The organism is Cryptosporangium arvum DSM 44712 (assembly GCF_000585375.1).
In the GTDB taxonomy this organism is placed as follows: Bacteria; Actinomycetota; Actinomycetes; order Mycobacteriales; family Cryptosporangiaceae; genus Cryptosporangium; species Cryptosporangium arvum.
Window position 1 is genome coordinate 5818240 of the sequence record NZ_KK073874.1, and the last position, 13750, is coordinate 5831989.

17 protein-coding genes are annotated in these 13750 nt (G+C 71.7%); 6 read left to right on the forward strand and 11 right to left on the reverse strand.

Annotated features, from left to right (window positions below; genetic code table 11):
* Positions 1-111 precede the first annotated feature (111 nt).
* Positions 112-831 carry a DUF72 domain-containing protein gene (locus tag CRYAR_RS26660; RefSeq protein ID WP_035856020.1) on the reverse strand — a complete coding sequence of 240 codons (720 nt, stop codon included), beginning with the start codon at positions 829-831 and terminating at the stop codon, positions 112-114.
* 43 nt (positions 832-874) lie between these two features.
* Between CRYAR_RS26660 and CRYAR_RS47550 the strand changes: the two genes are divergently transcribed.
* On the forward strand, positions 875-1228 hold the full coding sequence (locus tag CRYAR_RS47550; RefSeq protein WP_157018075.1) for a hypothetical protein: 354 nt from the start codon (positions 875-877) through the stop codon (positions 1226-1228).
* 8 nt (positions 1229-1236) lie between these two features.
* Here CRYAR_RS47550 and CRYAR_RS26665 read toward each other — a convergent pair whose 3' ends face one another.
* The 3 genes from CRYAR_RS26665 to CRYAR_RS26675 all read right to left on the reverse strand — a co-directional run bounded on the left by CRYAR_RS26665 (position 1237) and on the right by CRYAR_RS26675 (position 5273).
* A complete protein-coding gene (locus tag CRYAR_RS26665; RefSeq protein WP_035856022.1) occupies positions 1237-2598 on the reverse strand; it encodes a TrpB-like pyridoxal phosphate-dependent enzyme in 1362 nt (453 codons plus the stop codon).
* 40 nt (positions 2599-2638) lie between these two features.
* The gene (locus tag CRYAR_RS26670) at positions 2639-4003 is read right to left on the reverse strand and encodes an MFS transporter (protein WP_211247651.1); all 1365 of its coding nucleotides are present in this window, start codon (positions 4001-4003) and stop codon (positions 2639-2641) included.
* A 376-nt stretch (positions 4004-4379) separates the two neighbouring features.
* Positions 4380-5273: an SDR family oxidoreductase gene (locus CRYAR_RS26675; protein WP_035856024.1), complete on the reverse strand. Its 894-nt coding sequence runs from the start codon at positions 5271-5273 to the stop codon at positions 4380-4382.
* 93 nt (positions 5274-5366) lie between these two features.
* Here CRYAR_RS26675 and CRYAR_RS26680 point away from each other — a divergent pair, with 93 nt between their 5' ends.
* Entirely contained in the window at positions 5367-5948 is a 582-nt protein-coding gene (locus tag CRYAR_RS26680; protein ID WP_035856026.1) for a TetR/AcrR family transcriptional regulator, read from the forward strand.
* A gap of 383 nt (positions 5949-6331) precedes the next feature.
* Here the strand turns inward: CRYAR_RS26680 and CRYAR_RS26685 are convergent, their stop codons facing one another.
* The 3 genes from CRYAR_RS26685 to CRYAR_RS47555 form a co-directional block, all read right to left on the reverse strand.
* The gene (locus tag CRYAR_RS26685; RefSeq protein WP_051570991.1) at positions 6332-6955 is read right to left on the reverse strand and encodes an alpha/beta fold hydrolase; all 624 of its coding nucleotides are present in this window, start codon (positions 6953-6955) and stop codon (positions 6332-6334) included.
* A gap of 75 nt (positions 6956-7030) precedes the next feature.
* Positions 7031-7552 (reverse strand): GNAT family N-acetyltransferase, encoded by a 522-nt coding sequence (locus CRYAR_RS26690; RefSeq protein ID WP_211247652.1) that lies wholly within the window; start codon positions 7550-7552, stop codon positions 7031-7033.
* An 88-nt stretch (positions 7553-7640) separates the two neighbouring features.
* Positions 7641-7868 carry a hypothetical protein gene (locus CRYAR_RS47555; protein ID WP_157018077.1) on the reverse strand — a complete coding sequence of 76 codons (228 nt, stop codon included), beginning with the start codon at positions 7866-7868 and terminating at the stop codon, positions 7641-7643.
* Between the two features lie 175 nt (positions 7869-8043).
* Between CRYAR_RS47555 and CRYAR_RS46040 the strand changes: the two genes are divergently transcribed.
* Positions 8044-8948 (forward strand): IS5 family transposase gene (locus tag CRYAR_RS46040; protein WP_425389376.1). Its coding sequence is split into 2 segments (ribosomal slippage): positions 8044-8410 and positions 8410-8948, totalling 906 coding nucleotides; the frame shifts between segments, so codons are not numbered across the junction.
* Between the two features lie 15 nt (positions 8949-8963).
* Here CRYAR_RS46040 and CRYAR_RS26705 read toward each other — a convergent pair.
* Both CRYAR_RS26705 and CRYAR_RS26710 read right to left on the reverse strand, forming a co-directional pair.
* Complete coding sequence (locus CRYAR_RS26705; protein ID WP_035856035.1) at positions 8964-9290, reverse strand: hypothetical protein; 327 nt, start codon at positions 9288-9290, stop codon at positions 8964-8966.
* A gap of 54 nt (positions 9291-9344) precedes the next feature.
* Entirely contained in the window at positions 9345-10514 is a 1170-nt protein-coding gene (locus CRYAR_RS26710) for a lipase family protein (RefSeq protein ID WP_211247653.1), read from the reverse strand.
* A gap of 106 nt (positions 10515-10620) precedes the next feature.
* Between CRYAR_RS26710 and CRYAR_RS49140 the strand changes: the two genes are divergently transcribed.
* Positions 10621-11127 carry a MazG-like family protein gene (locus CRYAR_RS49140; protein ID WP_051570992.1) on the forward strand — a complete coding sequence of 169 codons (507 nt, stop codon included), beginning with the start codon at positions 10621-10623 and terminating at the stop codon, positions 11125-11127.
* Here CRYAR_RS49140 and CRYAR_RS26720 read toward each other — a convergent pair.
* Positions 11105-11704 carry a hypothetical protein gene (locus CRYAR_RS26720; RefSeq protein ID WP_157018079.1) on the reverse strand — a complete coding sequence of 200 codons (600 nt, stop codon included), beginning with the start codon at positions 11702-11704 and terminating at the stop codon, positions 11105-11107. The genes CRYAR_RS49140 and CRYAR_RS26720 overlap by 23 nt on opposite strands.
* 65 nt (positions 11705-11769) lie before the next feature.
* On the opposite strand from CRYAR_RS26720, the gene lexA reads away from it, so the two are divergent.
* Entirely contained in the window at positions 11770-12378 is a 609-nt protein-coding gene (gene lexA / locus CRYAR_RS26725) for a transcriptional repressor LexA (RefSeq protein ID WP_035856044.1), read from the forward strand.
* Between the two features lie 107 nt (positions 12379-12485).
* On the forward strand, positions 12486-13475 hold the full coding sequence (locus CRYAR_RS26730) for an LLM class flavin-dependent oxidoreductase (RefSeq protein WP_035856046.1): 990 nt from the start codon (positions 12486-12488) through the stop codon (positions 13473-13475).
* A 20-nt stretch (positions 13476-13495) separates the two neighbouring features.
* Here the strand turns inward: CRYAR_RS26730 and CRYAR_RS26735 are convergent, their stop codons facing one another.
* Positions 13496-13741, reverse strand: a complete 246-nt coding sequence (locus CRYAR_RS26735; RefSeq protein ID WP_035856049.1) for a sensor histidine kinase — start codon at positions 13739-13741, stop codon at positions 13496-13498.
* Between the last annotated feature and the right edge of the window lie 9 nt (positions 13742-13750).

Below are 13750 nucleotides of genomic sequence, written 5' to 3' on the forward strand. Positions count from 1 at the left end.
CCCCCGGCCGACGAGCCCGCGCGCTACCGACTGATCACGGCACCCGCACGGCTGACCGGCAGCCGGGGGCGACGAAAGAAGGTGCGCACGAATTCACGGTACGCCCGCGCGCTACCGGATTAGGGCGCGCAGCGTCTCGGCGTTGCGGACGGCGTGGCCGTGCCCGTCGTTGTTGAAGTACGCCCACACCTCGTGCCCGGCCGAGGCCCACTCGTGCAGACGATCGGCCCACCAGCGCAGGTCGTCGTCCGAGTACGACCCGGCGTAGAGGTGCTCGTGGTCCGGTCCGTGCAGCCGCACGTACACGAACGGCGCGGTCGCGCGGAGGACGCACGGCAGCTTCGCGCCGCTCATCACGACGTAGGCCGCGCGGTGTCTCTCCAGCAGCGTGAACACGGCCTCGTCGTGCCAGCTGGGGTGACGGAACTCGACCGCGGTCGGTATCCACGGGGGCAGGCAGCTCAGGAAGTGGTCGAGCCGGGCGTCGTCACGCTGGTGGGCGGGGTGGGTCTGCACGAGCAGCACCCCGCGCTTGTCGCCGAGCTCGTGCCAGCACGTCGCGATGCGTTCGATCCAGACCTCCGGTTCGCGGAGCCGTTTGGCGTGGGTCAGCCCGCGCGGCGCCTTGACCGTCAGCCGGAACCCGGCCGGCAGTCGCTGCCGCCAGCCGGCGAACGTCTCGGTGCGCGGCCAGCGGTAGAAGCTCGCGTTCAGTTCGACCGTGGAGAACCGGTCGACGTAGTGCGCGAGCCGATCGCGGGCGGGCGTGCCCGGCGGATACAGCACGTTCTCCCAGTGGTCGTAGCTCCACCCCGACGTCCCGATGTGCACGAACGCAGCGTGCCCAGAACGACGCGGGTCTACCGTTTTTTCCGTGGCGCGGTGGACGTGTCTCCTGCTCCTCGCCGGTGCGCTGGCGGGGTGCACGGCCGCGCCGCCGGTCGATCGGCGCCCCGGCCACCGCGATGTTCTTCCGCGGCAGCGTGGTCGTCGGCGAGGAGGTGAAGATCGTCTGGACCATGCCCGGCCTCGGAGACTTCGCGATCCGGCCGTCGGCGCCACCACGATCGGCCCGGCGTGGGGTCCGGAGCCCCATCGGGAACCGCCCGACGAATGGGGCACCGGCTGGGTGTTCCCGTCCGCGCGGTGCTGGACGTTCGTGGTGACGCGGGGCGCGGCGACCGGCCGGGTCACGATCCGGGTGGCGGAGTCCTCTCCGACCCGGTGAACGCGCGCCTAGCTGAGCCGGGGCAGCGACGCGACGGCGGCGGCGACCTCCTCCTCGGAGAGTTCGTGGTCGACCATCTCACCGGCGAGGAACGCGCCGTACGCGGCCAGGTCGAGGTGCCCGTGCCCGCAGAGCGCGGTCAGGATCACCTTGGGCTCGCCGGACTCCTTGCAGGCCAGCGCCTCGTCGATGCACGCGGCGAGCGCGTGGGTCGGTTCCGGGGCCGGCACGATGCCCTCGGTGCGCGCGAACCGGATCCCGGCGTCGAAACAGTCTTTCTGGGACTTCGCGACCGCCTCGATCAGCCCGAGCTCGTAGACGTGGGAGATCAGCGGAGACATCCCGTGGTAGCGCAGCCCACCGGCGTGGATCGGGTCCGGGACGAAGTCGTGGCCGAGCGTGTGCATCTTCATCAGCGGCGTCATGCCCGCCGTGTCGCCGAAGTCGTAGGCGTAGACGCCTTTCGTCAGCGACGGGCAGGACGTGGGCTCCACCGCCCGGATCACCGGGTTCATCGCCCCGGCCAGCTTCTCGCGCAGGAACGGGAACGCCAGCCCGCCGAAGTTCGATCCCCCTCCGGTGCATCCGACGATCACGTCCGGCGTCAGGCCGACCTTCGCGAACTGCAGCAGCGCCTCCTCGCCGATCACGGTCTGGTGGAGCAGCACGTGGTTGAGCACGCTGCCCAGCGCGTAGTTCGTGTCGGCGTGCTGGGCCGCCACCTCGACGGCCTCGCTGATCGCGATGCCGAGCGAGCCGGGCGAGTCCGGGTGCTCGGCCAGGATCGCGCGGCCGGCGGCGGTCAGCGGCGACGGCGACGGGTGGATCACGCCGCCGAACGTCTCGATCATGATCTTGCGGTAGGGCTTCTGGTCGTAACTCGACCGGACCTGCCACACCTCGCAGTCCAGCCCGAACTGCGCCGACGCGAACGACAGCGCCGTGCCCCACTGCCCGGCGCCGGTCTCGGTGGTGAGCCGGCGGATCCCGGCGGCGGCGTTGTAGTACGCCTGCGGCACCGCGGTGTTCGGCTTGTGCGACCCGGCGGGAGAGACGCCCTCGTACTTGTAGAAGATCTTGGCCGGCGTTCCCAGCGCCTTCTCCAGCCGGTGCGCGCGGAACAGCGGCGAGGGACGCCAGAGCCGGTACACGTCGAGCACCTCGTCGGGGATGTCGACGTACCGCTCGGTCGTGACCTCCTGCTCGATCAGCGCCATCGGGAAGAGCGGCGCCAGGTCGTCCGGCCCCACCGGCTGCCCGGTGGCCGGATGCAACACCGGCGGCGGCGGGGTCGGCAGGTCGGCGACGAGGTTGTACCAGCGGCGCGGCTGCTCGGACTCGTCCAACAGGATCTTGGTCGGCTCACCCATCGTGCGATTCAACCTCATGAGGTGCCGGGACGGCGCCGTCTCAGCGCGGGGACTCCTGCGGGTACCACCACGGCTCGGTGACGTCGCGGTAGGCCACCGGCCGGAAGTCGTGATACGGCGCCGGGGCCGCGTAGTGGCTGCTCACCAGCAGGTGATTGGGGTTCTGGAACCAGCTGAAGTTCGGCGCCGTCGCGCCGGCCGCGTCGGAGGCCGGCGCCTCCAACGCCGGTGCGGTGGACAGCCGCGACGGGAACGCCGTGCGCGCGAGGAACACGATGACCCACGCCACCGCGGCCAGCCCCAGACCGACGATCGGCAGCACCTCCAGGAGCCCGGCCCGGACGATCCGCTCCCCCAGGAACGAGCCGCCCCCGATGCCGATCTGGAACGCCACCACGTACACCGCGGACGCCGCGTCGGCCGACCGGGGCGCGACGCGTAACACCGCGGCCTGCATGATCACCGGCGAGGCCGTCATCGCCGCACCCCAGGCGAGCACCGCGACGATCGTCGGCCCCGGGCCGAGCGCCGGGACGAGCAGGGCCAGCGCCGCGATCATCACACCGATCAGGACCTTCAGCAACGGCCCCGGACGCCGGTCGACCCACCGTCCGATGAACCAGTTGCCGACCAGCCCGGCCACGCCGAAGCCGAGCAGCAGCGCGCTCAGCGCCGGACCCTCCAGCCCGGCGTTGCGCCGGAGCAGCGGCGCCAGGAACGTATAGGCGCTGAACAGGCCGGTCATCAGCACGATCGTGGCGAGAGCGACCGCGACCAGCGGCCGGGACCGCAGCACCAGGATCGCGTTGCGCTGACGTTGCCAGGCCGACGTCTGCAGGTCGCCGGGCAGCGGCGACAGCGCGGGGAGCTGCGTCAGGATGCCGACGACGCAGAGCGCGCCGCCGACGGCGAGCGCGGCCAACACGACCCGCCAGCCGAAGTACTGGCCGAGCGCGGTGCCCAGCGGCACGCCGACCACGATCGCCAGCGAGTTGCCGAGGAACACCCAGGCGGTCGCCCGGCCGCCCTGGCCCGGCCGGACCAGCCGGAACGCGATCGGGGCGACCGTCGCCCAGAAGATGCCGTGCGCCAGTGCACACGCCAGCCGGGCCACGACTAGCAACGCGAACGTCGGTGCCAGCGCCGACGCCAGCTGGGAGAGCGCGAAGATCGACATGCCGATCGCGATCAGGCGCCGGCGCGGGACCTGCATCGTCACCGCGGTCAGCGGGATCGACGTCAGCGCGGCGACCGCCGCGTAGATGGTCACCAGCAGCCCGACGTCCGCTTCGCTCACCGACATGTCGGCGGAGATCTCCGGCAGCAGCCCGACCGGGATGGCCTCGGCGGTCACGTAGACGAACGTGGAGGCACCCAGAGCTGTCAGGGCAACGCGGGGGTTCACGCTGGTGAGAGTAGGCACAGAGCTAAGAGTTAATCGTGATTTTAGAGCGATTGGTGTTACGTTTGCGCATCGTCCCAGGTCAGGTGGTGTTTCAGGAGCCACTGGGGACAGTGGGTGAGTGGGGTTGTCCGGGAAAGACCGGGAAAGCTCGCCGCTGGGGTGATGAGGGTCAGTGGTCGGGGTGAGGTGGGGCGGCGTTGTCATGTCGGCCCGCGGGCGCGGGGTAGCGCTTGGCTCCGCAGCGCAGCGGAGTTCAGCCGAAAGAGCCGCCCGCGGCCTGATCGCCACGCCCAACGCCGCGAGCGACGTTTGCGCCGCCCCGAGCTCAGCCGGGGCGGATGCTCACGAAGCGGGGAACATCACGTGTCGGGCATGGTCACTCGGCTACGCCGTAGGCGCCCGAAAGGATGTCTTCGATCAGCGTCGGGCCGGTCGGCGTCCAGTCGAGCAGCTCACGGGTCCGTGCGCTGGACGCGTACATGTCCAAGCCATAAAACCCACCGATGAACCCGAAGTGCTCATCGGCCTCGGCCGTGGCGATCGAACTGACCGGGAGCCCCAGCGCCCGGCCCACGGCCTCGGCGATCTCGCGCGTGGAAACAGACTCCTCGGCGACCGCGTGCAGACGCACCCCGGCGGGCGCTCGCTCGAGGCCGAGCCGGATGAGCCGCGCGGCGTCCGAGCGGTGCACCGCCGACCACTGGGTGGAGCCGTCCCCGAGGTAGCCGGACACCCCGCGCCGCCGGGCCGCGTCGGCGACGAACTTGACGAAGCCCCAGTCCCCCACACCGTGCACCGAGGGGGCGAACCGCACGATCATCGACCGCACCCCGCGTTCGACGTGATCGAGCGCGAGGTTCTCGCTGCCACCCCGGTCGGCGTGCGGGCCGACCTCCGGCGAGGCGTCGGTCTCCACGACCGCACGGCCCCGGACCAGGCCCGACAGCCCGTTGGCGAGGGCGAACGGCTTCGCGGTGCCGACGAGCTCACCGAGGATCGCCTCGACCGCGGCGCGCTCCGCCCGGTCGCTCTCCGGGCCGAAGTCGTGCTTGTTCGCCAGGTACACGACGGCGTCCGAGCCGGTGGCGCCACGCTTCAAGGCGTCGAGGTCGTCCAGGTCGCCGCGGAGTGCGCTCGCGCCTTTCCGCTCCAATGCCGCCGCCGACTCGTCCGAGCGGGCCAGGCCGGTGACCTGGTGCCCGGTGGCCAGCAGTTCGTCGACGGTCGCGGAGCCGATCCAGCCGGTCGCTCCGGTGACAAAAACACGCATGATCGTTTCTCCCTTAATCGGGCTCCGTTTCGAAGCACCGTGTATCGAAACATAGCACAGAAACGAGTCATGGTGTCTCGGTACTATGGCCGCATGAGCGAAGCGAAAGGCCCCGGCGGGCGGCCCCGGAGCGAACAGGCCCGCGAGGCCGTGCTCCACGCCGTCGACGATCTGCTCCTGGAGGTCGGGTACGCCGCCCTGACCATGAAGGGCATCGCCGAGCGGGCCGGCGTCGGACGGCAGACCGTCTACCGCTGGTGGTCGACGAAAGCCGAGGTGCTCTTCGAAGCCAGCGTCGCCGACGTCGCCGAGGAACTGGCCGTCCCACCCGCGGACGCCACGGAGCAACCCGCCGACGCCGCGCTGGGCGTCGTCACGGCGTACCTGGACGCGTTCGTCCGGTTCCTCGCCCACTCACCGGCCGGTATCGCCCACCGGACCCTGCTCGGCGCCGCGCAGCACGACCCCGCGGTCAAAGCACTTGTCGACGCCGACGACGCCCTGGTGGCCAGCGCCCGCACCGTCGTGGAGCGGGCCCGGCCCGGGCGGAGCGTGTCCGATCAGGAGGCGGCCCAGCTGATCGGACCTCCGCTGTTCTGGATCATGACCGGACGCGACCCCGCGGACCTCGACACCGGCGAACTGGCCCGCGGCTTCCTGGCCGCACACCCGTAGCGGTCAGCCACCGAGACGGATCACCGATCAGGCGGCCGGGCGGCCAGTAGTTGCCCGGCGAGGTGGGCCGCGGCCGGTCGCACCCGCACCAACTCCACTCCCCGGTGGCACCGCCGACGCTCTGGCGGATCAGGGTCGGGACAACCACCCCGGGCGAGAACGGCGAGCCGTGCGTACGCCGCGAGGCCGGGCGCGAACGTCCGCCGACCGAGCAGGGCCCGGCGCACCAGTGGTTCGCCGCTCGATCGCGACGAAGCCAGCGAGCCCTCCGACGCCGGCGACCGGGCCCACCGGCGCCCACCACCGCCGGCCCCGCTCCGGCCTTGGTTGCGCGGGACGGGCGTCCGCGGTCACGGAGTTCCGTGACCGCGGACCACACATCCCTACCGCGCCGCTTCCTCGATCAGCTCGACGAGCGCCGCCGCCTCCGGGATCGCGACCGTGTGGGAGCCACCGGCGAGCTCCACGGTCCGGCGCGACCCGGCCCGCTCGGCCATGAAGCGGTGCGCCGCGACCGGGATGTTCAGGTCCTCGGACCCGAACAGGAACCACGACGGCAGGCTCTTCCAGGCCGGCTCTCCGGACGCCTCACCCAGCGCCGCCTCGGTGATCGGACGCTGGGTCACCGCCATGACGGCCGCCTCCTCGGCGGACGAGTCGGCGGCGAACTGGTGGTGGTACTTGTCCTGCTGGATGTAGAGGTCGACGGTCTTGTCGGAGAGCGTGACCGGGGACAGCGTGTCGCCGAGCGTGCCGCCCGGGAACTTGCCGGCCAGGTCGCCCGCGCTCTCCCCGGCCTCCGGCGCGAACGCACCGACGTACACCAGCGCCTTCACGTTCGCGGCGCCGACGGCCGCGTTCGAGATCACCATGCCGCCGTAGGAGTGGCCCACCAGCACGACGTCTCCGTCGATCGTCGGCAGGAGTGCCCGCAGGTACTCGGCGTCGGCGGCGACGCCTCGCAGCGGGTTGGCGACCGCGACGGCCGGGTAGCCGGCGCGCGTCAACCATCACGAAGTCGTGGATTATTGCCGAGCAGGTGACGTGGGTCACCGAAGTCGGCAGGGGCCGGGTAGCGCGACTCAATCCGTGAGGGATCTCCACAGGATGTGCAGGCCGACCCGGCCCCGATCGGGATGGGCGAACGCGCCGGGGACCGTCCCGATGACGACGAATCCCTCGGACTCGTAGAGCCGGACGGCCGCGGTGTTGGTTTCGACGACCGCGTTGAACTGGATGCCGGCGTAGCCGGAGCGCCGCGCCCAGCTGATCATCTCGCGCACCAACGCGCGCCCGGCACCCCGGCCCCGCGCCTCCGCGGCGACCATGATGCTGCCCGACGCGACGTGCGATCCCTGGGCCGGTCGGTTGGCGTACATGTTGGCGGTGCCGAGGACCACCCCGTCGGCGTCCCCGGCCACGACGACGCGACCACGCATCCAGTCCGCCCGAGCGACGCGCTCGTCCGGGGCCGCCTCCATCGCGAACGTCTCTCCCGCCCGCGCCACCTCCGCGACGATCGGCCAGATGGCCGACCAGTCCCGCTCCGAGGCGTCCCGCACCCGGATCGGCCCCGGGCCGACCCCACCCGCGTCACCGCTCATGAGCTGATCATGCTCGACGCCGGCCGTCGAACCACTCCGATTTTCGAGCCCGCCGGGTGCGAGCGCTCGCACCCGGCGGGGTGGTTCGTCAGTTCACGAAGCCGCGGAGCGTCCAGAACGGCTCGTCACGTTCGCAGCGGTAGGTCTCGTACGAGCCGCTCCGGACGCGGCTGGCACCCACGGATTTACATTGCGACTGGGTCGAGTACGTCCCGCCGTACACCCATTGCGCGGCCGACGCCGCGGGCGGGGCGATGCTCATCGCTCCACCCAACAACAACGCCGGAACAGCGATCCGGGCGATCCATCGCTTCATCGTTGCCTCCCACACGGTGTTCCGCTTGTGGCGGTTCCCACTGGTTATCGGCTTTCGCGCACCAGCGAAGCACGACGCGATCGTCCGATGTGGCCATCTGAGGCAGTCCTGAGGTTCTCCGGCCGCGGCTAGGGCCTGTCCTGTGAATCGGTGACCGGCCTGGTTGGATGCTCGGGTGGTTCGTCGGGACGAGGTCACTGAGGCGGCGTGGGAACGGATTGCGCCGTTGTTGCCGGTCAGCGCGGGTAGGGGTGGGCGGTGGAAAGACCACCGGCAGGTGCTCAACGCGATCGTGTGGAAGCTGGGCACGGGCGCGCCGTGGCGCGACATCCCGGACAGATACGGCTCGTGGAAGACCGCGCATGAACGTCTGCGGCGCTGGAGCGCGGACGGCACCTGGGATCGGATCCTGGAACACGTGCAGGTCCACGACGACGCGGTCGGGGAGATCGAGTGGACCTTCCACGTCGATTCCAGCGTCGTTCGTGCACATCAGCACGCCGCCGGAGCCCGCAGGCCCCAGGCGGCGACAAAAGGGGCTGCCTCGATCAGCGCGGCGCCGCGCGTGCGGGCGTCGCGGTCGCTGCGGTCGAGGGTGAAGCGATCGGGCGGTCCCGGGGCGGGCTGAGCAGCAAGATCCACCTCGCGGTTGATGGGCGGGGACGGCCGATGGCCGTCCGGCTGACCGCCGGGCAGGCCGGCGACAACCCGCAGTTGCTGCCGTTGCTGGATGAGATTTCGGTGCATCGGCCGGGGCCCGGCCGGCCGCGCAAGCGCCCGGACCGAGTCGTGGCTGACAAGGCCTGCTCTCATCCCTCAACCCGCGCCGCGCTGCGGCGTCGCAAGATCGCGGTGACCATCCCCGAGCGGCGCGATCAGGTCGCCCGGCGCGCTGCGAAAGGCTCGGCCGGAGGCCGGCCGCCTGCCTTCGACCCAGTCATCTACCGGCAGCGCAACCTCGTCGAACGCTGCTTCAACCGGCTCAAACAGTTCCGCGCGATCGCCACCCGGTATGCCAAACGCGCCGTCCTCTACCGCGCGCTACTCACCCTCGCCGCGACCCTGATCTGGCTGACGTGATTCACAGGACAAGCCCTAGGCGAGGGCAATGGGGGATCCGCCGTACTGCGCGTGATCTCCCGGCCTCCGACGCCGCGATCGGACCGCGATCGTGATCAACCCGACAACGGCCGGCAGCTCGTCCCCCACCTCACCTTGCCCGGCGCCGTAGATGTAGAGAACGCCGTCGCTGGTCGTGGAGTAGCAGCTGCGGGGGTCGCGGCCCGCCGGCACCTCGAAGAAGAAACGGCACTCGGCGATGGTCGCGCGGTGGCGCGGTGAGGTCAGCCAGTCGGCCACCCACCGCGACGTGACCAGGCTCCAGCCCGCGGCCGCCAGGAGGAGAGCGACACAGGCGGCCACCGCGCCGAGCCGAGACCTGGCGGCAGTGCAGAGCGGCCGCGCTTGGCGTCCGCCTCAACAGTTGCTGGTGGCGGTTCTGCCGGCGAAACGGTCACCGAGGAACGTGAGCACGGCCGGTACCGACGTGATGAGCGTGCTGACGTGTTCGCCGGCGAACGTCGCCCAGCGCACGTTCACCCCGGCCGCGCAGTACTGGGCACGCAGGGTCCGGGCCTGGGCCAGCGGGATGATCTCGTCGTGCGTGCCGTGGAACAGGAACACCGGCGCGCGCGGCGGCGTCGACCCGAGTTTGTTCTCGGTGAGCCGCGCCTGCCACGCCGCGGTGGTCAGCGGGTTCGTCGTCGTGTAGTCGCCGATACGTTGGAAGGCGTAGCCGAGGACCTGGTCGACGCAGGCGTCCTGCCGGGTCCGGTAGAGCGTCCGGCCACGTTCGTTGAGGTACGCGGGCAGGTTCAGCTCCGGGTACGCGGCGTCCAGACCGAGCGCCGCGAGCAGTTCGAACCCGAAGCCGATGCCGCCGTCGAGGAACGTCGCGACCGCGTCCAGGTCCGCGGGGGTTCCGCCGGCGGCGATCGCGACGACGTCGAGCTCCGGTGCGTAGCGCGGGGCCAGCTCACCGGCCCAGGCGGCGCCGCCACCGCCCTGCGAGTAGCCGGCGAACGCCACCGGTCCGTCACCGGTGAGCCCGCTCGCCGGTAGTCGCGTCGAGGCCCGGACAACGTCGATCACACCGCGCCCCTCGGACTGTCCGACGACGTACGGGTGCGTGCCCGGCGTCCCGAGGCCCTCGTAGTCGGTGATCGCGACCGCCCACCCTCGGCGCAGCATCGCGTCGATGAGCAGGGGCTTTTCGTAGTCGGGCTGGAACTTCGACGGCGCGCACCCGTCGCCGATGCCGCGGGTGCCGCTCGCGACCGAGACGATCGGGCGCGGCCCGGTCCCCCGCCAGGCGAGCTTCGGGACGAGCACCCGGCCGGAGACCGCGATCGGAGCGCCGGTCGCGCTGCGTGAGCGGTACAGCAGCAGGTAGCCCCGGTTGATGATGTCGTCGGGGAGCGGCCGCCACCAGATGACGTCGCCGTCGGCCCCGGCGGGCAGCGGGGACGGTGGGGTGTAGAACGCGTCGCCGGCCGGGCCCTGCGGAGGGGGTGCGGCACTCGCGGGAGCGGCCGGCGTCACCGCGACGACGGCGGCCAGGAGGAGCACGGCGAGGATGCGTTTCATGGAACTCCTCATCGAGTTCGTCGGGGGTGACGGGGACGATAAGGCGGCAAACCGAGAGATAGAAGAAATTGCGGATCTCACTACTGGCGAGTAACATGCCGCCGCGATGGACGATGTCACCGCCGCGGCCCGGGCGGCCGTCGCCTGGCTCGACGCGCACAACGGCCGCTCACCCGACGAGGTGTCGGCGCGGGTCGGCAAGGTCGCCGAGGAACTCGGCGAGGTGTGGGCGGCCTGGATCGGCGCGACCGGTCAGAACCCCCGCAAGGGCCACACCCACACCCCGGCCGACGTCGCCGACGAACTCGCCGACGTCGCACTCGCCGCCGCGACGGCCTCGCTCAGCCTGCCCGGGTCCGGCCGCCCGGCGGCCGGCAGCGACCTCGTCGACGGTGGCGCCGACGGTTTCGTCGGCGTCCTGCTCCGGCTCACCGCGGCGGTCGGGCGAACCGCGTCCGCGCGACTGGACGACGAGGACACTGCCGCCCGCCTGGCGGACGTGATCGGCGCGGCCCGCGCGGCGATCGCTCCGCTCGGGCTCGACCCCGACACGGTCCTGGCCGGCCGAGCCGCCACGGTCCGCGCGCGGTTCAGCGGGCCGGCACCGCGCTGAACACGATCGTCGTGCTGAAGTTCGTGCCGTCGACCTGGAACGCGAAGCACCCGGGGCCGCTGACCGTCGTCGCCCCTGGCAGATCGACGTACTCCTCCTCCGGGAGCACCGCGAACCAGCCGTCGTCACGCGGCTCGCCCCAGTAGAGGAACCGGCCTTCGGCCCGGCCGGTCCCGTCGAGCCGCCCCCCGCGGATGAGCACCGGCCCGCTGTAGCCGACGCTCAGCCAGCGCACCTTCTTGCCGTACGTGCCGTCCGGCTGTTCGTCGTCGGGACGCAGGTCGAGCGTGGCACCGCCCTCGCGGAAGTAGTCGGCGATCGGGTAGAGCGGCCCGTTGCCGAGCACACGCGTCGCCTGCCCGGGGCCGGACCAGGCCTTCGACGCCGAGAGCGGGCACGCCTGCCCGGCCGCCACCGTGGGCAGTTTCAACGGCGGAGCCGCGAACGCCGCCGCGGTGGCCGACGAGTTGGCCGATTCACCGGGCGTGGCCCGGGGCGTCGGTTCGTCACCGGAGCACGCCGTCACACCCGCCACGATCGCGAGGACGAGCGACACTGCCCGGGTTCGCCTACCCATAGCGCTCATCGTCTCACCACCCGGCATTAGTACAGGTGATCGAAAAAATGTCGTAGGGTTGGTGTATGGCACCGCCCGAACTCACGCCGATCCGGCAGCAGATCCTTGGTTTCGTCCGCCGGACCGTGCCGGCCCGGGGCTATCCGCCGAGCATCCGCGAGATCGGCGTCGCGGTCGGGCTGAGCTCGACCTCCTCGGTGGCCCACCACCTGCGCGCCCTCGAGACGCTCGGGTTGATCAGCCGGGACAGCCGCGCCGCCCGGGCGGTGGACGCGCGCGACGCACGGGCCGGAGCGGACACCACGCTGGTGCCGCTGGTGGGGGCGATCGCCGCGGGCTCGCCGATCACCGCGGACGAGAACTTCGAGGAGGCACTGCCGCTGCCGGCGAGCCTGGTCGGCCACGGCGAGTTCTTCGCGCTGCGGGTCCGGGGCGACTCGATGATCGAGGCCGCGATCTGCGACGGCGACCTCGTCGTCGTGCGGCGCCAGCCCACCGCCGAGACCGGGGACATCGTGGCCGCGATGCTCGACGGCGAGGCCACCGTCAAGGTGCTGCACGTCGAGGACGGCCACGTGCGGCTCCTGCCCAAGAACCCCCACTACGCCCCGATCGACGCCGACGACGCGACGATCCTGGGCCGCGTCGTCAGCATCCTGCGCAGCCTGCGCTGACCGACGCGGCGCCGGCCGGTGTGCCGCACCGCACCGGCGGTCGGGCGAACCGCGGGCTACGGTGTAAACGGAGACACTCTCCGCTCGTCGTCCCGGAAGGCCCCGCCATGACCATGCCGCTCTCGATCCTCGATCTCGCGCCGGTCGGCGCGGGCGAGTCCGCCTCCAGCGCGATCGCGGCGAGCGTCGCGCTGGCGCAGACCGCGGAGGAACACGGCTACCAGCGGGTCTGGTACGCCGAGCACCACAACATGGCCGCGATCATGTCGTCGGCCACGAGCGTTCTGATCTCGCACGTGGGCGCTCACACCACGCGTATCCGCCTCGGCGCCGGCGGCATCATGCTGCCCAACCACTCCCCGCTGACGATCGCCGAGCAGTTCGGCACGCTCGCCGCGATGTACCCCGACCGGATCGACCTGGGCCTCGGCCGCGCCCCCGGCTCCGACCAGAACACGATGTACGCGCTGCGCCGCGACCCGAGTTCGGCCGAGTCGTTCCCGCAGGACGTCCAGGAGCTGCAGGGGTACCTGACCGGCAACACCCGCGTGCCGGGCGTCAACGCGTTCCCCGGCAAGGGTTCGGACGTGCCGCTCTACATCCTCGGCTCGTCGCTGTTCGGCGCGCAGCTGGCCGCCGCGCTCGGCCTGCCGTACGCGTTCGCGTCGCACTTCGCGCCCCAGGCCCTCACCCAGGCGGTGCGGATCTACCGCGAGAAGTTCCAGCCCTCCGAGCAGCTCGCGCAGCCCTACGTCATCGCCGGGGTGAACGTGCTCGCCGCCGACACCGAGGCGGACGCCCGGGCCCAGCACGAGGTCACCCGCCGCTCGCGCGCGCGCCTGCTCTTCGGCCGCGGCCGCAACCTCACCGAAGCCGAGACCGACGCGCTGCTCGCCTCCGGCGCCGGCCAGCAGCTCGACGCGATGATGACCTACGCCGCGATCGGTACACCCGACCACGTGCGCACGTACCTGGAGAACTTCAAAGTCGAGTCCGACGCCGACGAGCTGATCACCGCCCACCAGGCCCCCACCGTCGAGGGACGCCTGCGCTCGGTGGCGCTCACCGCCGAGGTGATGAGCCAGGTCCCGGCCTGACCGCGCCCGGATCGCCGGGATCAGGTTCCGGAGCGGACCGGTTCCCGGCGTCCGCGGGGCAGGCGGGCGGTGACGGCCCACCCGCCCGGGACCGGGCCGACCTCGGCGGTGCCGCCCAGTTCCTCGGCCCGGTCGCGCAGTGACCGGATACCCAGGCCCGGGTGCCACTCCGGGGGCGGGTCCCCGTCGTCGGTGATCGTCAGCTCGAGTTCGATCGAACGCAGACCGTAGACGATCCGCCGGACCCGTCGGCACCCCGCGGTCACGCCGTCCGC